Raw genomic sequence first — 25210 nt, 5'->3', positions numbered from 1 at the left:
TCTCGCGAAGTCTGGCTTGCGGGACATGTCTTCGCCAAGGCGGAGGGATTAAAACAGGAGGACGGGCATGACCCCGACGGAGATGCCGGCAGCGATCCCGGACATTGAACGGGCGACGCTCCGCAGGATCACCTGGCGCATCCTGCCGTTCCTGATGGTCGCCTACTTCGTGGCCTTCGTTGACCGGGTGAATGCCGGCTTCGCGGCGTTGCAGATGAACCACGATCTCGGCCTGTCAGCCGCGCAGTTCGGGCTCGGAGGCGGGCTGTTCTACGTGTCCTACGTCCTGTGCGAGGTCCCGAGCAACCTCGCCATGGAGCGCTTCGGCGCCCGGATCTGGATCGCTCGGATCATGATCACCTGGGGGCTGGTCTCCGCCGCGATGGCGTTCGTTGTCGGGCCCTACTCCTTCTACGCCGTGCGGCTGCTCCTGGGGGCGTCCGAGGCCGGGTTTTTTCCCGGCGTGATCCTCTATCTCACCTACTGGTTCCCGCGGGCCTACCGCGGGCGGATCGTGGCCATCTTCATGGTGGCGATCCCGATCTCGAGCTTCCTCGGCTCGCCGATCTCGGCGGCGATCCTCAACATCGACGGGATGCTGGGTCTGCGCGGCTGGCAATGGCTGTTCATCCTGGAGGCCGCGCCCGCGGTGCTGCTCGGCCTCCTGGCCTTCCTCCTGCTTCCGGACGGACCGGGATCGGCCCGGTGGCTCACACCCCAGCAGAGTGCGTGGCTTCAGGAGCGGCTCGCCACGGAGCGCGCCTCCGTGGTGTCGGGCGAGGCTGCGCCGGCGCGGCATCTGTCCGTCTGGCAGGTGATGCGCAATCGGTACGTGCTTGCCGCCTCGCTGATCTACGCCGGAGCGTCGGGCGCCAGCCAGTGCCTGTCGCTGTGGCAGCCGCAGATCATCAAGTCGTTCGGGCTGACCAACCTGCAGACCGGTCTGCTCAACTCGATCCCGTTCGGCGTCGCCTCCGTCCTGATGCTCCTGTGGGGCCGGTCCTCCGACCGGAACCGCGAGCGGGTCTGGCATACGGCGCTGCCCCTGGGGCTGCTCGCCGTGAGCTTGGCCGCCTCGATCGCGACCACCCAGCTTCTGCCGACGATCCTGATCCTGTGCCTCGCCGTGACCGCCACCTACACGGTCAAGGGCCCGTTCTGGGCGCTCTCCACGGAATGGCTTTCGGCTGGCGCGGCAGCGGCCGGCATCGCGCAGATCAACGCCATCGGCAATATCGGCGGCTTCGTGGGCACCTATCTGCTCGGCGTGATCAAGGATGCGACGGGCAGCTACCCGCTCGGGCTCCTGCCGCTGGTCGTGCTCTCGGGTATCGGCTGCCTGCTTGTCCTCGGTCTCGGGCGGGGACGAACGCCCGCCGCCCAGCCGTCCCGGATATGAATCGATTCGCTCCGGCCTCGCATGCCGAGTAGGATGGTCCACAAGACCAGCATCCGACGAGAAGCAGCTGACGACAGACCCGTAGAGACGGCGTCTTCAGGATTGACGCTGCCTCTTCACCGGCATTTGGGGTTTTGTAGGTGATTTGAAAGATGAGTTGATACATCGAGCCGCCCGGTTGACGATCTGTGCTTCGATATGCATTGTCGAGCCCATAGAGCATGAAGCTCAAACCTGGAGCAGCCGCGGGCATGATGGCCGTTGGTTGCCCTACGTTCGAGGCATCCGTAGCTCTCGTCCCTTCGCAATCAACATATTGATGTGCCCGCAGGCATAGGACCGCGCTTGCTTGTGCCGGCCAGAGCGCGCTTACGAGGCTTAGAGGCTGCGCTCGAAAGGGCGTGCACAGCTATTGGTGCACTATAGGGCATCGTATTTGCTGACCTGCCGGACCGTGCTTCTGTTCTATGACCCGGTTGAAGCCGCGTTGCATGTGTGTCTGAGCTGATCGATAAGTATATTGAAATCAATCGTTTTACGATTTCGGCTTGCGTCGTGGTGAGGGCATCGGTTTTCGCATCGGCTCCGATGGCTGGAGACTTTGATATGGACCATTTATTTCCGGCGGCTGCGCTTCCCGGAACCGCACTGAAAACGCAGCACCCTGAGACCGCTTCGCTGACCCTCACCAAGGAGGTCTCACCGAGTGTGCCCGTCGCCCTCGATCCGCGTTCGATCTACACGCTTTCGCCCGAGGCTGCCGACGCCGTGCTATCCCTGGCCGAGGTAAAGTCAGCGGCGGTCGAGGCGGCCGAGTTCGATGTCCGGTATGGCCGGGGACCGCAGGTCACGGGCGCCGTGATGGCCAGTACGGTGGCAACGACGCCCGTCGTGTCGCCGGAGACGACGAAGACGACCGCCGCTGCGAACCGGAATTGGAGCGAGGACGTGCGGCTCGACCACACGCCGTTCCGTAAGGTCGGTACGGACACGCTCGTTCGATACGACAATCCGCGCGTGATGGCCGCTTGGAGCGCCGCATTCCCGGACATCGCAGGCCGGAAATTCCGTGGCCTCCAGCTTGCGGACACCGACTTCAAGACCGCGCTCAGCAAGATTGCGGCCGATGGCGGCTTTGATGGGCTCGAGAAGGATATTTATCTGCTCTGCAACGACGTGCATTTCAGAAGATTCAGCGAAGATCATCCCGACACGCACATCAACTGGATCAACATCGACAACGATGACATTCTGCTGTTCTGGCCGCGCGATCCCGACGAGGAGTAGGCGCGGTTCCGCCATCCGGGATCGCGTGCGCGCGATGGCCTGATCCAGGACGCGCCGCGCGGTCTCGCGAGCGGGCCTCTGCCTTCCGGCGAGACTGGGGCTGGTCCGCTCAGAGCACGGGCAGGATAGCCCGTAGATGCGCGGCGAAGGCTCGCGTGAGAGGCGAGGCACGCTGCGCGTCGAGGCGGATTGTCAGGCCGATCTGCGGAAGGCTCGGCAACCCGCTCGTGCGGGACTGAATCCGCAGGTCAGACGGAACTGCGGAGCGGGTCAGCACGGCAACCGCCTGACCGGACCGGACCACCGCGAGGAGGCCGGACAGGCTGCCGCTCGCGTAGGCGAGCCGGTAGGCTTGGTGCGCGCGGTCGAGTGCGGCGAGCGCCGCTTGATGATCGAGCGTGTCGGGGTCGCCGAGCGCAAGCGGCAACGGGTCGGGCCAATGCGACGGACCGTCCCGCGCGACGACCCAGACAAGGTCCTCACGTCTGAGAATCTCCCGTTCGGCGGCGAGCGGCATCGAGATCAGCGCCAGGTCGAGACCGCCACGGTCATGACGTTCGACGAGACGCGGCGTTGCGGCGCAGACCACCTCGATCGCCGCAGCGGGGTGATGTTGCGCGAAGCCACGCAGGAGCGCCGGCAGAAAGGTCTGCGCGTAATCGTCCGGGCATCCGAAGCGCAGGCTTCCCGTGAGGCTCCGGCCCGACATTTCGGCCAGGGCGTCATCGTGGGAGACCAGGATCCGGCGCGCATGGACCAGGAGGCGCTCGCCCTGCACGGTCAGCAGCACGCCGCGCCCTGTCCGTGTCAGAAGCGGCTGATCGACCAGCGCCTCGAGGCGCTTCATCTGCATGCTCAGGGCGGCTTGGCTGCGGCCGACCCGCTCCGCGGCCCGGCTGAGGGCGCCTGTTTCCGCCACGACCGCGAAACTGCGGAGCAGGTCGATATCCAAGACAGGCGACATCAGAAAATCTGAACGCTCGGTTCAGCACTATCAGCTACACGGCGGGGCGATCCGGTTCTAGCTTGGCGCCGCTGGGCCATCGAGCAGGATCGATCATGACGCGGAACGCGGACGCGGATTTCTGGGACCGGGCGCGCCGGCATCTTGTCCGGTACGGCGGCGTCTTCGCCCCGCTCATCATCGAGCGGGCAGCCGGCAGCTTCGTCTACGATGCCGAGGGCCGGAAGATCCTCGACTTCACCTCCGGCCAGATGAGCGCGATCCTGGGCCACGGCCATCCCGAGATCGCCGCCGTCGCGGCGCATCACGTCGGACATCTCGATCACCTGTTCAGCGGGATGCTGACCCGGCCGGTCGTCGATCTCGCCTCCGAATTGGCCCGACTGGCGCCGGGTGCCCTCGAACGGTCGATGCTGCTGACCACGGGCGCGGAGGCGAACGAGGCGGCCCTGCGCATGGCAAAGCTTGCCACCGGCGGCTGGGAGGTGGTGAGCTTCGCCCAGTCCTGGCACGGCATGACGGCGGGTGCGGCTTCAGCCACCTACAGCGCGGGCCGGAAGGGTTACGGCCCGGCCCCGGTCGGTTCATTCGCGATCCCGGCGCCGAACGCGTATCGTCCGACCTTCGAGCGGGACGGCATCCCGGACTGGCAGACGGAGCTGGATTACGCCTTCGCGCTGGTCGACCGGCAGTCGACCGGCAATCTCGCCGCGTTCCTGGCCGAGCCGATCCTCAGTTCCGGGGGGATCATCGCGCTGCCGCCCGGCTACCTCGCCGCGCTGAAGCGCAAATGTACGGAACGGGGGATGCTCCTGATCCTCGACGAGGCGCAGACCGGTATCGGCCGCACCGGCCTGATGTTCGCCTGCGAGCGGGACGGCGTCGTGCCCGACATCCTCACCCTCTCGAAGACGCTCGGAGCCGGTTTGCCGCTGGCGGCGGTCGTGACCACGGCGGAGATCGAGGATCTGTGCCACGAACGCGGCTTCCTGTTCTACACGACGCACGTTTCCGACCCGCTCCCGGCGGCGGTCGGCCTCAAGGTGCTGGAGATCGTCCAGCGCGACGGTCTGGTCGCCCGCGCGGAGCAGGCCGGCGCCCGGCTCGCGGCCGGGCTTCGCGCCCTTCAGGAGCGCTTCGCCTGCATCGGCGATGTGCGGGGCCGCGGCCTGCTTCAGGGCGTGGAGATCGTCGCCGACCGGCACACGAAGCGGTCGGCCCCGGAATTGGGCGACGCGATCACCCGACGCTGCCTGGACCTCGGCCTCAGCATGAACATCGTGCAGCTGCCCGGCATGGGCGGCGTCTTCCGCATCGCGCCGCCCCTGACAGCCAGCGATGCGGAGATCGACCTCGGTGTCGACATCCTGAGCCGGGCCATCGCGAGCGCGGTCTGAGGCCGAGCCGCGTGAGCGCCGCAGGCGCAACGAACGCCGCGGTTCAGGCCGCCTCGATCTCGGCGCTGACCGTCAGCCATTCCTCCTCGGCGGCGGCCAGCGCGCTCGCGGCGTCGGACCGCATCTTGGCGATCCCCCCGGCCTTGGTGGCGTTCTCCCGGAAGGCGGAGCCATCTTCCAGCGCGGCGTCGATCTTCTGGATCGCCGCGGTGAGCTTGGCCATGCGCGCCTCGATCGCCTCCAGGCGCTTGCGCAGGGGCGCCAGGGCGGCGCGGCGCTCGACACCGGCGCGGCGCGCCTCGGCCTTCTGGCCGCCGGCCGGTTCGGGATCGCGCTCCGCTTCCCGCTCCGGCCCCGACAGGACGAACCGACGGTAATCGTCCATGTCGCCGTCGAAGGTCTTCACCGTGCCATCCGCGACCAGCCACAGCCGGTCGGCGCAGGCCTCGACCAGGAAGCGGTCGTGGGAGACGAGAATGACAGCGCCCTCGTAGTCGTTGATCGCCTCGACGAGGGCTTGACGGCTCTCGATGTCGAGGTGGTTCGTCGGCTCGTCGAGGATGAGCAGGTGCGGTCCGTGGAACGCCGCGAGCCCCATGAGCAGGCGCGCCTTCTCGCCGCCCGATAGCTTTTCCACCGGCGTATCGGACTTGTTGGCGCCGAAACCGAGGCGCGCCGTCGCGGCGCGGACCTTGGCTTCCGGCACGTCCGGCATGAGCGTTCGGACATGCGCGTAGGCGCTCTCGGCCGGGCGTAGCTCGTCGAGCTGGTGCTGGGCGAAGTAGGCGACCTCCATCTTGGACGAGCGCTTCACCTCGCCGGCAAGCGGCCCGAGCCGGCCGCCGATCAGCTTGCAGAAGGTCGACTTGCCGTTGCCGTTGGCGCCCAGCAGAGCCACCCGGTCGTCCGGGGCGAGGCTGAGATCGAGGCCCGTGAGTACGATGCGGTCGCCGTAGCCGGCCTTGACGCGCTCCATGGCCACGATCGGCGGCGAGAGCGGCTTCTCGGGACTCGGCAGATGGATCACCGGCACGTCGTCCTCGAGCAGGGCAGCGATCGGCTCCATCCTGGCGAGGCGCTTCACGCGCGACTGGGCCTGCCGAGCCTTGGTGGCCTTTGCCTTGAACCGGTCGATGAAGCTCTGGAGATGCGCCCGCTCGGCATCCTGCTTGGCCTTGGCCTTGGCCTGGAGGACCCGCTTCTCGGACAGCTGCTTGGCAAAGCTCGTGTAGCCGCCGCGGTAGATCGCCAGCTTTCCCCGGTCGAGATGCAGGATGTGATCGACGCTGGTGTCGAGCAGGTCGCGGTCGTGGCTGATGATGATCGCGGTGCGCGGATAGCGTTCGAGGTAATCGTACAGCCAGAGGGTGCCCTCGATGTCGAGGTAGTTGGTCGGCTCATCGAGCAGCAGCAAGTCCGGCTCCGAGAACAGGACTGCGGCGAGGGCCACCCGCATGCGCCAGCCGCCGGAGAAGTCCGAGCAGGGCCGCGCCTGGGCGGCCGCGTCGAACCCCAGCCCGTGCAGGATCGCGGCAGCGCGCGCCGGCGCCGAATGCGCACCGATATCCACCAAGCGGGTTTCGATCTCGGCCCGGCGCAGCCCGTCGGCGTGTTCGGCCTCGGCCATGAGCCGCGCGCGCTCCGTGTCGGCCGCGAGCACGACAGCGTGCAGGGTCTCCGGGCCAGCGGGCGCCTCCTGCGCGACGGCGCCGATTCGCATGCCCTTGGGCAGCGAGATGGATTTCGCGTCCACCGGCAGATCGCCCAAAATGGCCTTGAACAGCGTCGTCTTGCCGGCGCCGTTGCGCCCCACGAGGCCGACGCGGGCGCCCTCCGGGATCGTGAACGTCGCGGCGTCGAGAATCAGGCGGTCGCCGATGCGATAGGATAGGTCGTTGACGCGCAGCATGGCGGCCTTCTGGCCGCCCGGACGCGGCGAGGCAAGCGCTGCTTACACGGCGCGCCGACGCTTCGCGCGCCGAAAGCATTCGTCCATCGTCGCGACTGCGCACGGCACCGGAAAAGCCGATGATCTGCTGCAATCTTAACGGAATCGCATCGATCCGGAAGCAAATGTTCGCCAGCGCATCAGTGGTCGGGCGGAACTGGTCATTCCGTTCGTCCGATTGCAGACGTAAGCCTCAGTTCACCGCATCGCTGCGCGCCGTGCGCTGGCAGGCTGTGAGGTGCGAAATTCTTACGCTCGGGTCTGAGCGTATGGCGGGAGCGAAGTCTTGGGACGGACACTGATCCTGACCGACGATCTGGCCCGCGCCGAGCGTCTCGCGCGCAATCTCGGCGCGGATGGAGACGTAGCGCTCCACGATCTGTACGGCGGAGCTGCGCCTCCTGCGGGTGCGGCCCTGGTCATCAGCGACGTGAGCGCGCTGACGTCGGAATCGGTGCGGCGCCTGCGCGAAGCGCTCGCGACCGTGCGGGGTCCGGCGACACCCTTTCTGGCCCTCGTTCACGGCAATCTCGGCCGCGGCGAAATTCAGGCGACCGCCCTCGGCGCGACGCGGGTCCTGCCGGCCTCCGTGGCGGCCGCGATGCTGATGAACGCGGTCGCGACCATGACCGGCGGCCGAATCGCCGCGCCGGCGGGCACGTTGCGGGCGCAGGCCGGCGAAGCCCGGGACGCGTTCGCCCTCATGTTCCGCGCCGATAGCGCGCCGGCGCCCGCCATCGTTGATACCGGCGCCGCCCTGGTGAACCGGGCGGTCCGCGAGGCGAAGATCCGCGACTGGCTCAGGGTCGTCGCGAGCTTCGACGACGTGACCCATCGGCACTGCCTGAGCGTGGCCGGCCTCGCCGCCGCCTTCGCGGGGACGCTCGGCCTCAAGGACTCGGATTCGCGCCATCTGGTGAAGGGTGCGCTGCTGCACGATATCGGCAAGGCCAAGATTTCGCTGGCGATCCTGAACAAGCCGGCACCGCTGACGCCTGACGAGCGCCTGGAGATGGACCGCCATCCGGCGCTCGGCCACGACATGCTCCGGGGTGAGAGTTACGACCCGCTGATCCTGTCGGTCGTCCGCTCGCACCACGAATTCCTCGATGGCTCTGGCTACCCGGATGGACTTCGCGGTCGGGACATCCCCGATCTGGTGCGACTGATCACGATCTGCGACATCTTCGCGGCGCTCATCGAGGCGCGCCCCTATAAGGCGCCGAAATCCGTGCACGAGGCTTACGCGATCCTGGAGCGCATGGGCCCGAAACTCGACGCCGACCTCGTGCGCGCCTTCGGCCCTGTCGCTGTCGCCTGCGAGACGCCCGTTCGCGCCACGGCCTGACTGCACACCGATCGTTTTCGGCGGTCAGGCCAGGACCCAGGCCGTGGTGTCGCGCATCAAGGCCGCAACCAGGGCGTGGTTCAGCTCATGTCCGGTATGGAGCGCGGTGATCCGTCCCTCGACCGGGTGGCCCGCCAGGGCGAGATCGCCGATAAGGTCGAGAATGCGATGCCGGACCGGCTCCCCCGGCATGCGCATCCCGCCGAGCACCCGCCCGCGCACCAGCAGCGCCGCCGACCGGGGCGACACGCCCTGCAGGAAGTCGTTTTGCATCATGTAGCCATAGGCGCGCCCGGCCATGGCCCGAACGTACCGGCCGAAGCTGCGCGCGGGCGCGATCTCGCGCTCGAAGGAGTCCGGCGTGATGGCACCCGACCAGTCGATCGATCCGAAATGCGCGAGCGCGATGTGGCCGGTCACGTGAAGACCGGCACCGGGCCCGATCTCCAGGCGTCTTTGACCGTGCTCAACCGCCACGACCCGCTGAACCCGGATCACCCGGCACGGCCGGCCCTGCTCGCTCCGTCGCGCGGCGCGGATCGCTTCACACCAGGGCGTGGCGCTGCCGTCGAAGATCGGCAGTTCGTCCGCATCGATTTCGGCGATGACGTTATCGATGCGCAGCGCGCTCAGCGCAGCCATCAGATGCTCGATCGTCCGGACCAGAACGCCGTCACGCCGGATCGCCGAGGAGAGCGGCTGTGACTCGCGGAAATGCCATTGGGCCGGCACGTCGACGGCACGCCCATCCTTCAGGCGGCGACGGAACACGATGCCGTGGTCGGCCGGCGCCGGGCTGACGCGCACGGTCGCGTGTCGACCGGAATGCAGGCTGCGTCCGGAGCGCTCGAACGGAACGGCCAGCGTGGCCTGCAGGCGCGGGGCCGTCGTGCCGACCGGGTCGCGGTCCAGGTGCTCACATATGACGTCTTGGTGCATCGAATCCGCCCGCGGCAGCGGGTCAGGAATTTAGCCCTGCGACCTGATCCACGCTAATAAACTCCTGTTCAGCGGCGCGCGGCTTGACCGGCCTGCGCGCGACGGTCACGATCAAGATTGCCCAATCGATCGAGCATCGTCGTTGCGATGCTGGCGTCGCTGTGCGGGCTGTTCCCGTCCCCAGATCTGCTGGCCAGCACCCGTCAGGGCAGGGACGGAGGCCGGAGTTGAGGGAACACGATCGATGGCGCGGTTGGGGACGATACCCTTCTTCAAGGATCCGGGCATCGAGCTCAGCACCTACGAGGCCCGCTGCCATTGGCGGCGTTTCGACGAGAACGAGGTTCTCGTCGATTTCGACGACATCTCCACCGACGTCTATTTCATCGCCACCGGCGAGGTCCGCATCCTGAACCGGACACAGTCCGGCAAGGAGGTGATCCTCGGTGAGATGCGGGGCGGCGCGTTCTTCGGAGAGCTGGCGGCGATCGACGGGATCGGCCGCTCGGCCAACGTCACGGCGCTGACCCGCGGCGAGGTCTGTGTCGTGCCGGCCGCGGTGTTCCGGCAGATGGTCTTCGCCTCGGAAGCGATCGCCGACCGGCTGTTCCGGCTGCTGGCAAAGCGCGTGCGCGAGCTGAACACCCGGCTGATGGAGCACGCGCTGCTCGACCTGAAGCACCGCCTCTACGCCGAATTGCTGCGCCTCTCGGTCCCGCGCACCGGCGCCTCCGGCGAAAGGGTCGTGTCGCCGCCGCCCTATCACCATGTCCTCGCCGCCCGGATCGGCTGCCGCCGCGAGCAGGTCACCCGGGAGTTCACCGCGATGGCCGCGGAAGGGCTGGTCGATCGCACCCGCGGCGCGCTGGTCCTGCGCCGGCCGGACCTCCTCGAAGCGCGCGTCGCCGAGGCGCTGCGCGAGGATTCCTGATCTCTTGTCCGGTGCGCCGGCGCCGCGCCTGCGGCTTCAGGATCTGAGCAAGCGCTTCGGCCGCCATCGCGCCGTCGACGCGGTGACGCTCGACCTTGAGCCCGGGGAATTCCTCTGCCTGCTGGGCCCGTCCGGCTGCGGGAAGAGCACCCTCCTGCGCATGATCGCGGGCTTCGAGGTGCCGACGGCCGGTCGCATCTGCCTCGGCGAACAGGACCTCACCGGGCTGCCGCCGCATCGTCGCCCCGTGAACATGATGTTCCAGTCCTACGCGCTCTTCCCGCACATGAGCGTGGCGGCCAATATCGGTTACGGTCTGAAAGGCTTGGGCCGGGACGCAGCCGCGATGCGGGTTGCGGACCTGCTGCGCCTCGTCCGCCTCGACGGCTTCGGCAGCCGCCGTCCTGACACTCTCTCGGGCGGCCAGCGGCAGCGCGTCGCCCTGGCGCGGGCGCTTGCCCGCGAGCCCAAGGTGCTGCTCCTCGACGAGCCCCTCGGCGCCCTGGATCGCGGCCTGCGGGAGGAGACCCAGGGCGAGTTGCGGTCCGTGCAGCGACGCTTGGGCACCGCCTTCGTGGTCGTGACCCATGATCCCGAGGAGGCGATGATGCTGGCCGACCGGATCGGCGTCATGGAGGCGGGCCGGCTCGTCCAGGTCGGGCCGCCCGCGGAACTCTATCGCCGGCCGGCCAGCCGCTTCGTGGCAGGATTGCTCGGCGACGTGAACCTCATCGCCGGCACGCTCGGCCCCGAGGGGCCCGACGGCATCCGCGCAGTCAAGACGGCCTACGGCACGGTGCATGGGACCGCCGGAGCGCCGCTTGCGGACGACGCCGCGGTGGTGGTTGCCGTCCGGCCGGAGAACATCATTCTCGGCGGCCCGGAGGGGCTGCCGGTCGTGGTCGCGGACGCGACCTTTCTGGGCGACCGTCTGCGCCGGACGCTGCGCATGCCGGACGGCACGATCCTGCGGTCCAGCGGCCGACCCGGGGACGCTGTTCCCCCGGTCGGTTCCGACACGCGCGCCGGCTTCGCGGCCGGCGCTGCGGTGATCCTGCCCGCATGAGCGCGTCTGTGTTCAGGCGCGAGAGGCCCATCGCGTCCCGTTCGTCCGCATCCGGCGCGCAGCCGTCATGAGCGGCGGACCCCGCACCGTATTCGACCGGATCGTCCGCCTGCCGCCTCTCGTCTGGCTGTCGGCGTTCTTTCTCCTGCCGTTCGCGATCACGCTGAAGATCAGCCTGTCCGAGCCGGCCACCGCGATTCCGCCCTACCTGCCGCTGCTCGATTGGCGGGCCGGCCTCGAAGGCTGGTCGATCTTCCTCGAGGGTCTCAACCTCGACAATTACGCGACGCTTTATCTCGACCCGCTCTACCGCGACGCCGCCATCGGGTCGCTGAGCTACGCGGGCCTCGCCAGCCTGATCCTCGTGGCGCTCGGCACCCCGCTGGCCTACGCCCTCGCGCGGGCACCGTCGCGCTGGCAGCCGCTCCTCGTCGCTCTGGTGGTGGTGCCGTTCTGGACGAGCTTCCTGATCCGCATCTACGCCTGGATCGCGATCCTCAAGCCGGAGGGCCTGCTCAATCTCGTCCTCCTCCGTCTGGGTCTGATCGCCGGGCCGCTGACGATCCTCAACACGGACGCGGCGGTGATCATCGGCCTCGTCTACGCCTACCTGCCGTTCATGGTGCTGCCGCTCTACGCGGTGATGAACCGCCTCGATCCCACCTTGCGCGAAGCCGCCGCGGATCTCGGCGCGTCGCCGACGCGGGTATTCTGGAGCGTGACCCTGCCGCTCAGCCTGCCCGGCATCGCGGCCGGCGCTGGCCTGTGCTTCATCCCGATGGTCGGCGAGTTCGTGATTCCGGACCTGCTCGGCGGGTCCGAGACCCTGATGCTCGGCCGGGTGCTCTGGAGCGAGTTCTTCTCGAACCGCGACTGGCCGCTCGCCTCGGCGGTCGCCGTCCTGATCTTGGCCATCGTCATCGGACCGGTCATCCTGTTCCGCGACAGCCTGCGCGCGGGCGAAGGCGAGGACGCGGGGGCATGACCTGGGTCACGCGCACCGCCCTCGTGGCCGGGCTCTGCTTCCTCTACGCCCCGATCCTGGTGCTGATCGCCTACTCGTTCAATGCGTCGCCCCTCGTGACGGTCTGGGGCGGCTTGTCCGGCCGCTGGTACGGCGCGCTGTTCTCCGACGCGCCGCTGCTTGCCGCGGCCTGGGTCTCGTTGAAGGTCGCGATCCTGTCGAGCCTCGTCGCGACGATCCTCGGCACGCTGGCAGCGCTGGTCCTGGAGCGGCACGGCCGGTTCCGTGGGCGCGCCCTGTTCACGGGCCTCGTCTTCGGGCCGATCGTGATGCCCGAGGTGATGATCGGCCTGTCGCTGCTGCTGATGTTCATCGGCATCGGCCTGGATCGCGGCATCCTGACGATCGTCATCGCGCACGCGACCTTCTGCACCGGCTTCGTGGCCGTGGTCGTCGCGGCGCGGCTGCGCGGCCTCGACCGGTCCCTCGAGGAGGCGGCCGCCGACCTCGGCGCGACGCCGTTCCGTGTGCTGACGACCGTGACCCTGCCGTTGCTGGCACCGGCGGTCGCGGCCGGCGCGCTCCTCGCCTTCACCCTGTCCCTCGACGACCTCGTCATCGCGAGCTTCGTCTCGGGCCCGGGCTCGACGACGCTGCCGATGCGGCTCTACAGCCAGGTCCGCCTCGGCGTGAATCCCGAGATCAACGCCGCCTCGACGCTGCTGGTCGGACTCGTGAGTGTAGCCGTGCTTCTGGCCTCCTGGCTGACGGCCCGACGCGGACAAGCCTGAGATCGCGCAAGCGGGTCGAGGCCCCTCCGAGCGACGAAGGGCCAGAACCGAGGGCTCCCCGCGGGTGCCGTCTTTGCGAGCAGAGCGAAGCAATCCAGGGTCGCGCCGCGGTCATTGAGGGGTCGCGCTGGCCTGGGTCACGTCGCTGCGCGCGTGATGACGGCGAGGGATGCGTCAGCCCGGAGACGTCTCACTCGGCCGCCCGCGCCTGGGCTGTCGAACCGGCGCGGGTCGCCTGCGCCACCGCTGCGGTCACCAGCAGGTTCACCACCAGCGCCACGATGCCGACATTCACGTCCTGAAGCGGACCCAGGAAGGGCAGACTCGCGAGGCTGAATCCGCTGAGGACGGTGATCGCCACGGTCGCGACGCCGGCGATGATCCCGGCCATGGCCGCGCGCCGGTCCAGCGGATTGCGGCGCATCAGGCTCGTGATGAAGCAGGGGAACAGCTGGGTCACGAAGTTGTAGCCCATCAGCAGCAGCTGAACGATCGTGTCGCCGCCGCTGAGCGTGAAGCCGACGCAGACCAGCGCCAGTACCGGCACGAGGATCTTGCAGAGCCGCGCCGTCGCGGCGTCGTCCATGGTCGGCCGCAGTGGCCGGACGAGGTTGTTGGCGATCAGCGTCACGCCGGCGATCAGGATCATCGAGCCGGGCACGAGGGCGGTGAGCACGCCGGTGGCGCCGATCACCCCGATGAACCAGGGCGGAAAGCTCTGGAGCGAGAGCTTGAACAGGGACAGGTCGACGTCCGGCCCGGTCAGGCCGGGCACCTGCAGCACGGCGGTGAAGCCGATCATGAACACGAACAGGTTGATCAGCTGATAGATCGGCAGGATCACAGCGTTGCGCCGAAAGGCGGCGGGCTCGCGCGCCGTGTAGAGCGACGCGAAGGTGTGCGGCCACATGTAGCCGCCCAGCGCCGTGAGCAGGACCGTGCTTGAGAACCAAGTCGGGCTCTGGCCCTTCGCCGGCAACGCCAGGAAGCCGGGCTTGGCGGCTTCGATCGCTCCGAACAGGCCCTCGAAGCCGCCGTAATAATGGATAGGCAGGTAGATCCCGAGGAAGATCACCAGGGCGAGGATGCTCGTGTCCTTGATGACCGCCGTCCAGGCCGAACCATGGACGCCCGAGACGACCACGTAGGCGGTCAGGGCCGCGGCGCCGATCCAGACTGCGCTCGTCGAGGAGAGCGCACCGTAGGAGGCGGTCGAGACGATGATGCCCAGGCCTTTGAATTGAAGGACCAGGTAGGGAACGAGGGCGACGATCCCCACCAGCGCCACCAGGATGCCGAGGGCCCGGCTCCCGTATTTGCGCGCGAAGAAATCCGGCTGCGTGTAGAGGCCGTGCTGCTTGGCGTAGCGCCAGACCGGCGGCAGCATCCAGTACGACGTGATGTAGGCGAGCGTCAGGTAGCAGAGGATGTAGTAGGCCGGGCCGCCCTTGCCGTAGGCGATGCCCGAGCCGCCCAGGAACGTGAATGTGGTGTAGATCTCGCCGGCCATCAGCAGGAAGACCAGTGCGGTGCCGAAGCCGCGGCCGCCGACCGTCCACTGCTCCAGGCCCATCTCCCGGCCGAGGCGGGCATAGAGCCCGAGGCCGATCGCCAGGACGAAGCCGGCCGCGACGATGATCAGCGCGATGCTCATCGCCGATCCTCCGGGGCGCGGTTCTCCGGGTCGGTAAAATAGATCAGGGCCATGATGGCCGAGGTTCCGAGCACGCAGAACACCAGCCACGCCAGGAGCAGCGGCAGGCCGAGGACGAAGGGCTCGACCCGATTCAGGAAGAAGGGGCCGACCAGCACGCCGATAAAGGGCAGCGCCGCGAGCCACCGCAGATTTCGCATGCGCGATACCGATCAGAGGTGTCCGATACCGCGGGTTGAATCAGTCAGTGCCGGCTGTCAATCGAGCCGGCGCGTCCGGCGGCCACGACCCGCGCCGGCCCGCGCTGTGCGCTGGCGCACGCGGCTCAGCTTGAGGCGAACATAATCTCGAGAGGACGCCGAACCGCGCGGCGGCTCCATCAAGGACCCTCGCCATGACACGTACTCTATCCATCCTGGCGGCGGCCGCGCTGCTGGCCCTGCCGGCGGCGCAAGCCGAGGCGCGCTCGACACGGGCGCCGGCCAAGACTCAGCTTGCCAAGATCCGGAGCAATCCCGCGATTAAAGCGCGCCAGAACGCCATGAACGATTTCAGCGCGCGCATGAGCCGCCTGGACGCGCTGATGGGCGTGCCCACGACGACGTCGGTGCGCTCCCGGTCGGCCGAGGCCGGCCGCTAGCGCGACGTCGCGGTTTCGGTTCGCCGCGTCAGCGTCCGAGGCCACCCGCCTCTTCGACGAAGCGCGCCACGTCGTCCGCTCCGGCACCGCCCCGCAGGGACGCGAAGACGTAGGGACGCGTGCCGCGCATCCGTCGCGTATCGGCCTCCATAACCGACAGGTCCGCGCCGACCAGCGGCGCTAGGTCGGTCTTGTTGACGATCAGCAGGTCGGAGCGGGTGATGCCCGGACCGCCCTTGCGCGGGATCTTCTCGCCCCCGGCGACGTCGATCACGTAGAGCGTGATGTCGGCGAGTTCCGGCGAGAAGGTCGCCGCGAGATTGTCGCCGCCGGATTCAATCAGCACCAGATCGAGCTTCGGGAAGCGACGGTTCATCTCGGCGACGGCCGCGAGGTTGATCGAGGCGTCCTCGCGGATCGCGGTGTGGGGACAGCCGCCGGTCTCGACGCCGAGGATGCGCTCCTCCGGCAGGGCGCCCGCCACGGTGAGGATGCGCGCATCCTCCTTGGTGTAGATGTCGTTGGTGATCGCGCAGATCTCGTAGCGGTCTCGGAAGCGCTTGCAGAGCTGCTCCATCAAGGCGGTCTTGCCGGACCCGACGGGTCCGCCGATCCCGACGCGAAGAGGGCCGTTCGACGAGGTCATGCTGCGCACTCAGGATCGAAAGATGCGGGAATACTGGGTCTCGTGCCGGAAGGAGCCGAGATCGAGCCGGAAGGTGGCGGCGCCAAGAGCGTCGAGATCCGCGTCCCGGGCCTCGTCCGCGAGGGCCACGACACGCGGGGTCAGGGCGGCGATGACCCGGGTCCCGGCCGCCTGACCGACGGGCGCCGCCCGCAGGGCCGCCGACACGAGGTTCTGCACGAAGGCCAGGCCGTAGGCGGCAAGCACCGGCGGGAGCGCCATCCCGTGGGTGCCGGCCGCCGCCCCGACGGCGACCGCGTAGGCGACCGGTCCCGGCAAATGTTGCGCCAGGGCTGCCAAGTTCGGATCGGGCCATGCGCCGAGCGTCGCGTCGAGGAAGCTCCGCCCCTGCTGACTGGTCTCGAGATGCAACTCGCGGGACGGGGCGAGGGCGAGGGCGAGGTCGTTGAGGTCGACCACCGCCTGCGCCACGCCACGCTGCGCGGCCCGGTGGGTCTGAGCCGCGAGGATCAGGTCATTGCGCAGGGCACCGCGCTCGCACACGTCGCCGAGCCACGCCAGCAGACTCGCCTCGTCTCGGACGTCCCCCGCCTCGACGGCCCATTCCAGGCCGTGCGAGTACGCGTAGGCACCGACCGGATAGCCCGGCGACAGCCACGCCATCAGGCGGAGCGCGTCGAGGGTCTCAGTCGCCGGCATGGTGGTGGTGATGGCTGCCATGCGGGTGGTCGTGGCCGTGTGCGTGGCCATGTCCGCCGGAATAGGCGCCGCCTTCCGGCCGGAACGGGCGCTCCACCGCCTCGGCGCTGCCGCCGAGGCCCTGGACCATCTCGGCGAGGACGTGGTCGTACGCGATCCAGACGGCATCCGCGCCGATCTCGGCCGGGATGTGCCGATTGCCGATGTGCCAGATGAGGCGCTTGAGCGCGTGGTCGCTCGGCGCCCGGATCTCGAGCAGGCGCTCGGGTGCCGCTTCGATCCAGACCAGCCGGCCGTCCTCGAGGATGAGGGCGTCGCCATCGTCCAGGACCGTCGATTCCGGAAGATCGAGGAGGAAGCCGAGGCCGCCGAGGCCCCGCATGGCCACGCGGCGCCGGTGCCGGTCACCGTGATCGAGAACGACGCGGTCGACGATCTCACCGCCGGTTAGGGTGTCTCGGCGAAGGATGCGGGTGGCGCGGATCATCGGATGCGCGTCCTCAGAACAGGAAGTAGCGCTGCGCCATCGGCAGCACCTCGGCCGGCTCGCAGACCAGGAGCTCGCCGTCGGCGCGGACATCGTAGGTCTCGGGATCGACCTCGATGACCGGGGTCGCATCGTTCAGCACCATGCTCTTCTTCGAGATGCCGCCGCGGACGTTCTCGACCGCGACGAGCTCCTTCTGCACGCCGAGCCGCTCGCGCAGGCCATCCTCGACGGCGGCTTTCGACACGAAGGTGAGGGCCGTGGCGAACGGCACGCGGCCGTAGGCGCCGAACATGGGCCGGTAATGCACCGGCTGCGGCGTCGGGATCGAGGCGTTCGGGTCGCCCATCGGCGCGGCCGCGATGCTGCCGCCCTTGAGCACCAGGTCCGGCTTCACGCCGAAGAAGGCCGGCGTCCACAGCACGAGATCGGCGAGCTTGCCGGGCTCCACCGAGCCGATATGCCGGGAAATGCCGTGCGCGATCGCCGGATTGATCGTGTACTTGGCGACGTAGCGGCGGGCCCGCATGTTGTCGGTGCCGGAGGTGTCGCCCGAGAGCGCGCCGCGCTGGCGCTTCATCTTGTCGGCGGTCTGCCAGGTGCGGATCACGACCTCGCCGACCCGGCCCATGGCCTGGCTGTCGGACGACATCATCGAGAGCGCGCCGATATCGTGGAGGATGTCCTCGGCGGCGATCGTCTCGCGCCGGATTCGGCTCTCCGCGAAGGCGAGGTCTTCCGGGATCGACGGGTCGAGGTGATGGCAGACCATGAGCATGTCGAGATGCTCGTCGATCGTGTTGCGCGTGTAGGGCCGCGTCGGATTCGTGGAGGACGGCAGCACGTTCGGCAGCCCGGCCACCTTGATGATGTCGGGCGCGTGGCCGCCGCCGGCGCCCTCGGTGTGGAAGGCGTGAATGGTCCGGCCCTTGAAGGCCGCGATCGTGTCCTCGACGAAACCCGACTCGTTGAGCGTGTCGGTGTGGATCATGACCTGGATGTCGTGGGCATCGGCCACTGACAGGCAGGTGTCGATCGCGGCCGGCGTCGTACCCCAATCCTCGTGCAGCTTCAGCGCGCAGGCGCCGGCCCGGACCATCTCGACGAGGCTCTCCGGTCGGGACGCGTTGCCCTTCCCCGCGAAGGCCAGGTTCATCGGGAAGGAATCCGCCGCCTCGATCATCCGGGCGATGTGCCAGGGGCCGGGTGTGCAGGTGGTGGCGAAGGTGCCGTGCGCGGGCCCGGTGCCGCCGCCGAGCATCGTGGTCACGCCCGAGCACAGCGCCTCCTCGATCTGCTGCGGGCAGATGAAGTGGATGTGGCTGTCGAAGCCACCGGCGGTCAGGATCTTGCCCTCGCCGGCGATGACTTCGGTACCCGGCCCGACCACGATATCGACACCGGGCTGCACGTCCGGGTTGCCAGCCTTCCCGAGCCTGAAGATCCGTCCGCGGACGATACCGACATCGCATTTCACGATGCCCCAATGGTCGAGGACCACGGCGTTGGTGATCACCGTGTCGACCGCGCCGCCGGCATTCGTCGCCTGGCTCTGGCCCATGCCGTCGCGGATGACCTTGCCACCGCCGAACTTCACCTCCTCGCCGTAAGTGGTGAAGTCACGCTCGATCGTAATCTCCAGGCTGGTATCGGCGAGGCGGACGCGGTCGCCGACCGTGGGACCGAACATGTCGGCGTAGGCGGCGCGCGGCAGGCTCGCAGGCTTCGGCGTGTTGGCCATGATCAGAGCTTGCCCATCACGTCGCCGCGGAACCCGTAGACGGTGCGTCCGCCGGACAGCGGCACCAGCGCGACTTCCCGGGTGGACCCCGGCTCGAAGCGCACGGCGGTGCCCGGCGCGATGTCGAGGCGCTTGCCGCGGGCCTGCTCGCGCGGGAACACGAGGCCCGGATTGACCTCGAAGAAATGGTAGTGCGAGCCGACCTGAATCGGCCGGTCCCCGACATTAGCGACTTCGACCACGGTGCGCTCGGCACCGACGTTGAACTCGATCTCGCCGGGCTGGGTCGTCACCGCACCGGGCACGTCGACCGACGGCGCCCCGCGGATCGGATGATGGACGGTGACGAGCTTCGTGCCGTCCGGGAAAGTGGCCTCCACCTGGATGTCGTGGATCATCTCGGGAACGCCCGCCATGACTTGGTCGGCGGTGAGCACGCTGGCACCCGCCTGCATCAACTCCGCTACGGTCCGACCGTCCCGCGCGCCCTCGACCACATAGTCGGTGATCAGCGCCACGGCCTCCGGGTGGTTGAGCTTGACGCCGCGCGCCAAGCGATTCCGTGCCACCTGTGCCGCCATGGCGATCAGCAGCTTGTCCTTTTCGCGGGGCGTCAGCAGCACGGCAAACCTCGTCGTTGCGGCCGCGGGAGCAAGGATCATGCGCGCCGCGCGGTCAAGGTTGCCGAAACCGCGCGTTACCGTTCCATCCCGGCAAAGCCGCCGAACAGCTCGGCGGCAGCGCCACCCTTGATCGCCGCCGGGAGATCCCGCGGGTGGATAAAGGAATCGCGAAACCAGGGATAACGGACCGGATCGAAGCTCCCGCGGATCCAATCGATCGCCCGTCGCACCCGATCGATCCGCTCGGCATCCGGGTGATAGGTCAGCCAGATATCGAAGCCCAGCTGCACGAGACCATCGATCGGGACCAACCGGGCGCCGATCGCCGATGCATAGGTCGGCAGCCAGCCGATCCCGGCGCCGTTAGCCACCGACCAGTAATGGGCGCTGCTGACGTTCGTCTTGAGCGTCACGTAGCCCGATTGCGGCATGCCGGGCGTGTGCCGGTCATATTCGGCCATGCTCACCGTCTGCCCCGACACCTGAAGTACGATCCGGTGTCGCGCCGCGTCCTCGATGCTGGTCGGAACACCGTAGATGTCGAGATAGCTGCGGGCGGCGAAGGCCATGACGTGAAGCCGCCCGAGCTTGACGACCTTCAGGTCCGGATTGACCGGCCGGACCAGCTGAACCGCGATCTCGGCTTCGAGTCGCGCGACGTCCGCAGGATCCATCGTGCAGCGCAGGTCCACAACGAGCCGCGGATTCGCCCGCTGGAACTCAACGAGCCGCGGTGCGAGCCAGAATGTTCCGAGACCTTCGGTGACCGCGATGCGCACTTCGCCGGCCGGCGTGGCCGAGACCGCATCCCGGGCTCTGAGAACCGAGTAAGCCGCGGCCTCCATCGATTGCGTCGCCGCGAGGATGGATTCGCCCTCCGCGGTCAGCCGGATCCCGTCGGCGTGCCGGGTCAGCAGCGTCATGCCGAGCCGGGCCTCCAGATCGTCGATCCTCCGGCGGAGGGTGTTGATGGAGAGGCCCACGACGTTGGCCGCAGCGCGGAAGCTGCCCCGCCGGTCAAGCTCCAGAAAGAGCCGTAGGTCCTGCCAGTCCGGCATACCGGTATCGAGCACAGGGACGTGTTCCATCTGCGAGACCCCCATACTTCATTTTTTGCACAGACGCAGGTCTTCGGCCATGCGAAGCCGGTCGTCGCTCGCAATCATCTGCGGAAACCGACGCGATGACCGTCCATGTGACCCCGCCCGATACCGCACCGCATTTCGATGATGGGCGCGCCACGCGGCACGACATCATCGATTTGAGATCGGCACGACTCGCGCGCCATCTCGTGCTGTTCACCCCGATGCCGACGGATCTCGAACGCCTCCTGGACGAGACACGGGTCGCGCTTCCCGGCGTCGCGGACGTCTCGGTGGTCCGTCGCGTCATGACCGCCAACCCCGATACCGTCTTCGCGATCGCCCGGCGCGAGCGCTACGACGCGCTGTCGCCGCGGGGGGAGGGCCTCACGGCAATCCTTCCCCTGAACGAAGCCGGCATGGCCGCGCTCCTCTCGGGCACGTTCGACGCGAGCGATCCGGATATCCGGTTCATCGCCCGGCAGCACGAGCGGCCGGCCGGCATCTATCTCTGGGTGATCCATGCCCGCGGGCGGCTTGCCGCGGCGGTTGCCCTGATGCTCCAGCGAATCTCCACGCCCCTGTGCGGCGAGGTCGACCTCTACGCGCGCGCCGCGACGGCTGAGGGTGCCGATTATCTCTCCGGGATGGGTTTCACCAAGGGCGCTGCCTGGAACGGCCAGCGCGCACCCGGGCTCTACATGTTCCGCCGGTCGAAACCCGCCGAGCGGCTGCCGCCCTACGACAGTCACCGCCCCGGCGGGACGGGCCCGAGCGTCGCGGTCGCGCGCAGCATGGAGGATCTCTCCCGCGTCATCGCGCTGCGCGCCGCGGTGTACATGGCGGAACAGGCCTGCCCGTACGAGGAGGAGTTCGACGGCAACGACCTCTCCGCCACGCACCTGATCGGCTACATCGGTGACGAGCCCGCGGGCTGTCTGCGAATCCGCTTCTTCGCCGATTTCGCCAAGATCGAGCGTCTCGCCGTCCGCGCGGAGCACCGCAACACGCGCATGGCCTTCGCGCTCGTCCGGGCCGGCATCGAACTCGCGCGGGTCAAGGGCTATCGGCGCCTCTACGGACATGCGCAGAAGCGCCTCGTCGGCTTCTGGAGCCGCTTCGGCTTCCGGGTGTTCGAGGGCGCTCAGGAACTGGTCTTCTCCGATTTCGACTATGTCGAGATGCTGATGGAGGCCGAGCCGCATCCGCAGGCGATCGGGATCGGCGTCGATCCCTACGTGATCATCCGCCCCGAGGGCCGCTGGCATCGGGCCGGTGCGCTCGATCGCTCCCGGACCCGGGCAGTCACCCGGCCCTCAATTGATCAGAAGGCGGCGGCGCGATGATCCGTCCGATGAACCCGGCGCTCTATCGCCGTCCGCGCAGCGTGCCCGTGCTGGTGCTGGTCGACATGCAGCAGGAGTATGAAGTCGCGGGGCGACCGCTCGCCTTGCCGGAGATCGCTCCAGCCCTGGAGAATTGCCGCCTCGCCCTCAACCACGCGCGCGAGAGCGGGATTCAGGTCGCCTATGTCCGCTGGATCGGCGCCCCGCTGTTTCAGGCCGGTACGCGCTTCGCCCGATGGATTGAGGGGTTCGAGCCGCACGGCTGCGACATGATCTTCGACCGAGACCGGCCCTCCTGCTTTGCCAGCCCGGCCTTCGCCGACGTGATGGAGCGCGGCTGCCCGCCGCTCGTCGTCGCGGGCTTTGCCGGCGAGGCAGCCTGCCTCGCCACCGCCATCGACGGCTACCATCGGGGGCAGGAGGTCACTTTCCTCGCCGATGCATCCGCGAGCCATGACATGGACGGCATCGCGGCGGCCGACATCCATCGGTCGATCAGCGCGGTGATGCGCTCATTCGCGGACGTGACCGACACGCATTCCTGGATTGCCGCTTCCTCACCCTTCAGGCCAATCGCGGCCCTCTCGATGCCGAACGCACGCCAATGACTGATCGACGTCCACGCGACCGGGGCACAGGCTACCGCTGGCCCGAGACGGATGAGGTGGAGCAGCGGCTCGGCCGGCACGCGATAGCGCTGCTCCAGGCGGCGCGCGACGCAGGCGATCCGATGCTGATCGCGCAGGCGGAAGCGATGGCGATCGCGGTGGGCTTTGCTCTGGCCGCGCGCTCACCCGACCTCGGCGCGCGCGAAGACTGATCAGGCCGCGTCGTCTTCGCCGCCGATCAGCCGCATGGCCCGAAGGCGCGCCAAGCGCTCGTCCTGCGCACGCCGGTCCGCGTCCAGGGCGAGCCACAGGGCCTCGACGTCGGCTCGGTGCTGCGGATCGGCGCTATGCTCCCCGTCGCCGATCGAGACGGTGTGATCGAAGGCGTCCATCTTGAAAGTCCCGCGCCTTGAGTTGCGGCCCGGTAACAGAGCCTCGATCACGTGGTCCAGGCGACGATCAGTTTATCCTGAACAACCGGCTCTGATCGTCACCCGTGACAGCAATGCTTGCTCAGGGGCAAGCTGGGCAGTCACCGCCACATCGCGAGCGCCAGCCAGCTGCAGCGGAACAGCCAAAGCGGCACATCAAACAAATAAATCTGTTATGATGCAGTGAATTCGCCAGAACTGATTGGCGTTTCGGTCGATCAAGACGCCAATCATCTCACAAGACGGCGCGATCTCAATCAACGATCACGTCGATCTGCCGGCGCCGTTTGCACGTCCTGCTGCAGAAACATCTCGGACACTGATCTGTGCCACACCGCGTCCGCACGACACCGGGCTTGATGCGCCGCCTGAGCTGAGCATGGTGCCCGATCGAGCAGGTCAGGACTGGGCGTTCGTCAGTGTGGCGATAATGGCATCCACCACATCAATTTGCCCTTGCACGGCGACGAGGCGTGCGCCCGCCTCTGCGCCATCGCCCAAGACGAAGGTGCCTTTCTGCCTGCGCGTCTCGCGCAATCGGCGCACCGAGGCCACGATGATCTGCCGCTCTTCGATCAGGGCCGAACGCAACTCGTCCAGCCCTTCCAGTTCCAGTGTCGAGGCCATGCGAAATCCTGGTCTCTCCAGCGCGTCGCTCAAACAGCAGCCGCTCGGCGCCGCATCGGCGATAATCGCCGCAGATCGGCGGCTGCCTCCCTCTGTGGCGGCACGCGCGCGCGCCGGCAAGCGGACCGGTCACGGCACGCCGCAGAGACCGTCCGACTTTGGCGGTTGGACACCCGCCATTGACCATTTGTCACCCGGATCGGTGGATCGCATCGGTGTCGGCCCCCTGCATTGTATGCTAATGAATGCAAAATTATTCCGACCCATCGATTGGTCGGACCTCGGGGCGGAACTGCACGCATGCTGAGCGGGGACGAGCACGATCGCGCTGCATCTCGGCCGGAGACGGGTTCGGCAAACCACGGTCGGGATGGTCTGACGCAGACTGCGCGCGCGCCGCGGCGGGGGCGCGGGCTGGTGCTGGTTCTTCTGCTGCTGGCCGCTGCGGGCGGGGGTGCCTACGGTTACACGCGGCTGAACGAGCCGGTTGTGAAGCCGAAGGCCGCCGCGCCGCTGCCCGTTCCCGTGACCCTCGGCACGGTCGAGCAAGGCCCGTTCGCCCTGGTCTCGAACGGCCTCGGCACTGTTCAGGCCTACAACACCGTCCAGGTGCGCACGCGAGTCGACGGCGAGATCCAGCAGGTCGCCTTCCGGGAGGGCCAGGCCGTCCGCAAGGGCGACGTCCTCGTGCAGGTCGATCCGCGCCCCTATCAGGCCAGCTACGATCAGGCGAAGGCGAAGAAGGAGCAGGACACCGCGAACCTCAACAACGCCAAGGCCGATCTCGTCCGGTACACGGGCCTGGGAGCCTACGCGTCGCGCCAGCAGACCGAGACGCAGACCGCTCTGGTCGCCCAGCTCACCGCGCAGGTCGCCTCCGATCAGGCCGCGATCGACAACGCCGCGACGCAGCTCGGCTACGCCACGATCCGGGCGCCGATCGACGGCGTCACGGGTTTCCGTCAGGTCGATATCGGCAACATCGTCAACGCGTCGGGCCAGACGCCGATCGTGACGATCACCCAGGTCGAGCCGATCTTCGTGGTGTTCACCGCACCGGAGGATCAGCTTCCTGCGATCACCGCGGCCTTGCGGAAGGGCGACGTGCCGGTCGAGGCCTGGAGTTCGGACGGGCTCACGAAGCTCGCGGAGGGCAAGCTTGCCCTGTTCAACAACCAAGTGGACACGGCGACCGGGACGATCCGCATGAAGGCCGTCTACGAGAACAAGAACCACGCGCTGTGGCCGGGCCTGTCGGTCTCGACCAAGATGCGGGTCGGCACCGTGGCGCTCGCTACCACAGTGCCGGACAACGCGATCCAGCACGGCCCGGACGGCCTGTTCGCCTTCGCGGTGGACGACTCAGACCGCGCGCATCAGCGCGCGCTCAAGGCCGGCCGGTCGGATTCGGGGCGCACGCAGGTGCTGAGCGGAGATCTTAAACCTGGGGACCGCGTGATCGTCACCGGGCAGTACAAGGTCCAGGACGGCAGCCTCGTCGCCGAGCCGCACACCGCGCAGGCGGAGCGACCCGGGGCGAGCGGCCGCCAGATCGAGGCCCAGCGCTGATGGGACGCCCTTCCGACACGGCG

Annotated in this window: 26 protein-coding genes; 13 read left to right on the top strand and 13 right to left on the bottom strand. The window is 68.2% G+C overall.

Annotation, left to right across the window (positions count from 1 at the left end; all coding sequences use genetic code 11):
- Nucleotides 1-67: 67 nt before the first annotated feature.
- Both AC3WSN_RS15805 and AC3WSN_RS15800 read left to right on the top strand, forming a co-directional pair.
- On the top strand, nt 68-1399 hold the full coding sequence (locus tag AC3WSN_RS15805; RefSeq protein WP_492539175.1) for an MFS transporter: 1332 nt from the start codon (nt 68-70) through the stop codon (nt 1397-1399).
- 495 nt (nt 1400-1894) lie between these two features.
- Nucleotides 1895-2686: a hypothetical protein gene (locus AC3WSN_RS15800; RefSeq protein WP_492539174.1), complete on the top strand. Its 792-nt coding sequence runs from the start codon at nt 1895-1897 to the stop codon at nt 2684-2686.
- A 109-nt stretch (nt 2687-2795) separates the two neighbouring features.
- Here AC3WSN_RS15800 and AC3WSN_RS15795 read toward each other — a convergent pair whose 3' ends face one another.
- Nucleotides 2796-3650 (bottom strand): LysR family transcriptional regulator, encoded by an 855-nt coding sequence (locus AC3WSN_RS15795; RefSeq protein WP_492539172.1) that lies wholly within the window; start codon nt 3648-3650, stop codon nt 2796-2798.
- Nucleotides 3651-3745: 95 nt separating this feature from the next.
- On the opposite strand from AC3WSN_RS15795, the gene AC3WSN_RS15790 reads away from it, so the two are divergent.
- Nucleotides 3746-5047: an aspartate aminotransferase family protein gene (locus AC3WSN_RS15790; RefSeq protein WP_492539170.1), complete on the top strand. Its 1302-nt coding sequence runs from the start codon at nt 3746-3748 to the stop codon at nt 5045-5047.
- 43 nt (nt 5048-5090) lie between these two features.
- Here the strand turns inward: AC3WSN_RS15790 and AC3WSN_RS15785 are convergent, their stop codons facing one another.
- Complete coding sequence (locus AC3WSN_RS15785; protein WP_492539168.1) at nt 5091-6956, bottom strand: ABC-F family ATP-binding cassette domain-containing protein; 1866 nt, start codon at nt 6954-6956, stop codon at nt 5091-5093.
- Between the two features lie 325 nt (nt 6957-7281).
- Here AC3WSN_RS15785 and AC3WSN_RS15780 point away from each other — a divergent pair, with 325 nt between their 5' ends.
- Entirely contained in the window at nt 7282-8343 is a 1062-nt protein-coding gene (locus tag AC3WSN_RS15780) for an HD-GYP domain-containing protein (RefSeq protein WP_492539166.1), read from the top strand.
- Between the two features lie 24 nt (nt 8344-8367).
- Here the strand turns inward: AC3WSN_RS15780 and AC3WSN_RS15775 are convergent, their stop codons facing one another.
- Nucleotides 8368-9282, bottom strand: coding sequence for a UDP-3-O-acyl-N-acetylglucosamine deacetylase (locus tag AC3WSN_RS15775; RefSeq protein ID WP_492539164.1), 915 nt, complete (start codon nt 9280-9282; stop codon nt 8368-8370).
- Between the two features lie 244 nt (nt 9283-9526).
- On the opposite strand from AC3WSN_RS15775, the gene AC3WSN_RS15770 reads away from it, so the two are divergent.
- The 4 genes from AC3WSN_RS15770 to AC3WSN_RS15755 all read left to right on the top strand — a co-directional run bounded on the left by AC3WSN_RS15770 (nt 9527) and on the right by AC3WSN_RS15755 (nt 13034).
- Nucleotides 9527-10213 (top strand): Crp/Fnr family transcriptional regulator, encoded by a 687-nt coding sequence (locus AC3WSN_RS15770; protein ID WP_192707616.1) that lies wholly within the window; start codon nt 9527-9529, stop codon nt 10211-10213.
- Between the two features lie 4 nt (nt 10214-10217).
- A complete protein-coding gene (locus AC3WSN_RS15765; protein WP_492539162.1) occupies nt 10218-11279 on the top strand; it encodes an ABC transporter ATP-binding protein in 1062 nt (353 codons plus the stop codon).
- A 67-nt stretch (nt 11280-11346) separates the two neighbouring features.
- The gene (locus tag AC3WSN_RS15760) at nt 11347-12264 is read left to right on the top strand and encodes an ABC transporter permease (RefSeq protein WP_492539160.1); all 918 of its coding nucleotides are present in this window, start codon (nt 11347-11349) and stop codon (nt 12262-12264) included.
- The gene (locus tag AC3WSN_RS15755) at nt 12261-13034 is read left to right on the top strand and encodes an ABC transporter permease (protein WP_492539158.1); all 774 of its coding nucleotides are present in this window, start codon (nt 12261-12263) and stop codon (nt 13032-13034) included. The genes AC3WSN_RS15760 and AC3WSN_RS15755 overlap by 4 nt, the downstream gene beginning before the upstream one ends.
- 190 nt (nt 13035-13224) lie before the next feature.
- On the opposite strand, the gene AC3WSN_RS15750 is transcribed toward AC3WSN_RS15755, so the two are convergent.
- Together AC3WSN_RS15750 and AC3WSN_RS15745 are read right to left on the bottom strand one after the other, a co-directional pair.
- Nucleotides 13225-14688 carry a sodium:solute symporter family protein gene (locus tag AC3WSN_RS15750; protein ID WP_492539156.1) on the bottom strand — a complete coding sequence of 488 codons (1464 nt, stop codon included), beginning with the start codon at nt 14686-14688 and terminating at the stop codon, nt 13225-13227.
- Nucleotides 14685-14888, bottom strand: coding sequence for a DUF3311 domain-containing protein (locus tag AC3WSN_RS15745; RefSeq protein ID WP_192707621.1), 204 nt, complete (start codon nt 14886-14888; stop codon nt 14685-14687). The genes AC3WSN_RS15750 and AC3WSN_RS15745 overlap by 4 nt, the downstream gene beginning before the upstream one ends.
- Before the next feature lie 194 nt (nt 14889-15082).
- Between AC3WSN_RS15745 and AC3WSN_RS15740 the strand changes: the two genes are divergently transcribed.
- Complete coding sequence (locus tag AC3WSN_RS15740; RefSeq protein ID WP_492539154.1) at nt 15083-15328, top strand: hypothetical protein; 246 nt, start codon at nt 15083-15085, stop codon at nt 15326-15328.
- 28 nt (nt 15329-15356) lie between these two features.
- Here AC3WSN_RS15740 and ureG read toward each other — a convergent pair whose 3' ends face one another.
- The 6 genes from ureG to AC3WSN_RS15710 all read right to left on the bottom strand — a co-directional run bounded on the left by ureG (nt 15357) and on the right by AC3WSN_RS15710 (nt 20612).
- Nucleotides 15357-15974: an urease accessory protein UreG gene (gene ureG / locus AC3WSN_RS15735; RefSeq protein WP_492539152.1), complete on the bottom strand. Its 618-nt coding sequence runs from the start codon at nt 15972-15974 to the stop codon at nt 15357-15359.
- Nucleotides 15975-15983: 9 nt separating this feature from the next.
- Nucleotides 15984-16694 (bottom strand): urease accessory protein UreF, encoded by a 711-nt coding sequence (locus AC3WSN_RS15730; RefSeq protein ID WP_492539150.1) that lies wholly within the window; start codon nt 16692-16694, stop codon nt 15984-15986.
- A complete protein-coding gene (locus AC3WSN_RS15725) occupies nt 16660-17160 on the bottom strand; it encodes an urease accessory protein UreE (RefSeq protein WP_492539147.1) in 501 nt (166 codons plus the stop codon). The genes AC3WSN_RS15730 and AC3WSN_RS15725 overlap by 35 nt, the downstream gene beginning before the upstream one ends.
- 13 nt (nt 17161-17173) lie before the next feature.
- Complete coding sequence (gene ureC, locus AC3WSN_RS15720; RefSeq protein ID WP_492539145.1) at nt 17174-18901, bottom strand: urease subunit alpha; 1728 nt, start codon at nt 18899-18901, stop codon at nt 17174-17176.
- A gap of 2 nt (nt 18902-18903) precedes the next feature.
- Nucleotides 18904-19524 carry an urease subunit gamma gene (locus AC3WSN_RS15715; protein ID WP_192707626.1) on the bottom strand — a complete coding sequence of 207 codons (621 nt, stop codon included), beginning with the start codon at nt 19522-19524 and terminating at the stop codon, nt 18904-18906.
- A gap of 74 nt (nt 19525-19598) precedes the next feature.
- Nucleotides 19599-20612 carry a LysR family transcriptional regulator gene (locus tag AC3WSN_RS15710; RefSeq protein WP_238194975.1) on the bottom strand — a complete coding sequence of 338 codons (1014 nt, stop codon included), beginning with the start codon at nt 20610-20612 and terminating at the stop codon, nt 19599-19601.
- Nucleotides 20613-20707: 95 nt separating this feature from the next.
- Here AC3WSN_RS15710 and AC3WSN_RS15705 point away from each other — a divergent pair, with 95 nt between their 5' ends.
- Genes AC3WSN_RS15705 through AC3WSN_RS15695 form a run of 3 tightly spaced genes read left to right on the top strand, consistent with a single transcriptional unit; the run spans nt 20708 to nt 22772 of the window.
- Nucleotides 20708-21952 (top strand): GNAT family N-acetyltransferase, encoded by a 1245-nt coding sequence (locus AC3WSN_RS15705; RefSeq protein ID WP_192707628.1) that lies wholly within the window; start codon nt 20708-20710, stop codon nt 21950-21952.
- Complete coding sequence (locus AC3WSN_RS15700) at nt 21949-22560, top strand: cysteine hydrolase family protein (protein ID WP_238194974.1); 612 nt, start codon at nt 21949-21951, stop codon at nt 22558-22560. Before AC3WSN_RS15705 ends, AC3WSN_RS15700 begins: the two co-directional genes overlap by 4 nt.
- A 56-nt stretch (nt 22561-22616) precedes the next feature.
- The gene (locus tag AC3WSN_RS15695; RefSeq protein ID WP_492539142.1) at nt 22617-22772 is read left to right on the top strand and encodes a hypothetical protein; all 156 of its coding nucleotides are present in this window, start codon (nt 22617-22619) and stop codon (nt 22770-22772) included.
- On the opposite strand, the gene AC3WSN_RS15690 is transcribed toward AC3WSN_RS15695, so the two are convergent.
- Both AC3WSN_RS15690 and AC3WSN_RS15685 read right to left on the bottom strand, forming a co-directional pair.
- On the bottom strand, nt 22773-22952 hold the full coding sequence (locus AC3WSN_RS15690) for a hypothetical protein (RefSeq protein WP_492539140.1): 180 nt from the start codon (nt 22950-22952) through the stop codon (nt 22773-22775).
- A 438-nt stretch (nt 22953-23390) separates the two neighbouring features.
- The gene (locus AC3WSN_RS15685) at nt 23391-23618 is read right to left on the bottom strand and encodes an HOOK family protein (protein ID WP_192707632.1); all 228 of its coding nucleotides are present in this window, start codon (nt 23616-23618) and stop codon (nt 23391-23393) included.
- Between the two features lie 300 nt (nt 23619-23918).
- Here AC3WSN_RS15685 and AC3WSN_RS15680 point away from each other — a divergent pair, with 300 nt between their 5' ends.
- The gene (locus AC3WSN_RS15680) at nt 23919-25187 is read left to right on the top strand and encodes an efflux RND transporter periplasmic adaptor subunit (protein WP_492539138.1); all 1269 of its coding nucleotides are present in this window, start codon (nt 23919-23921) and stop codon (nt 25185-25187) included.
- The last annotated feature ends 23 nt before the right edge of the window (nt 25188-25210 follow it).

It is taken from the genome of Methylobacterium sp. FW102-HT35C08, from assembly GCF_058790235.1.
This window is presented reverse-complemented; position numbering and strand designations above follow the sequence as displayed.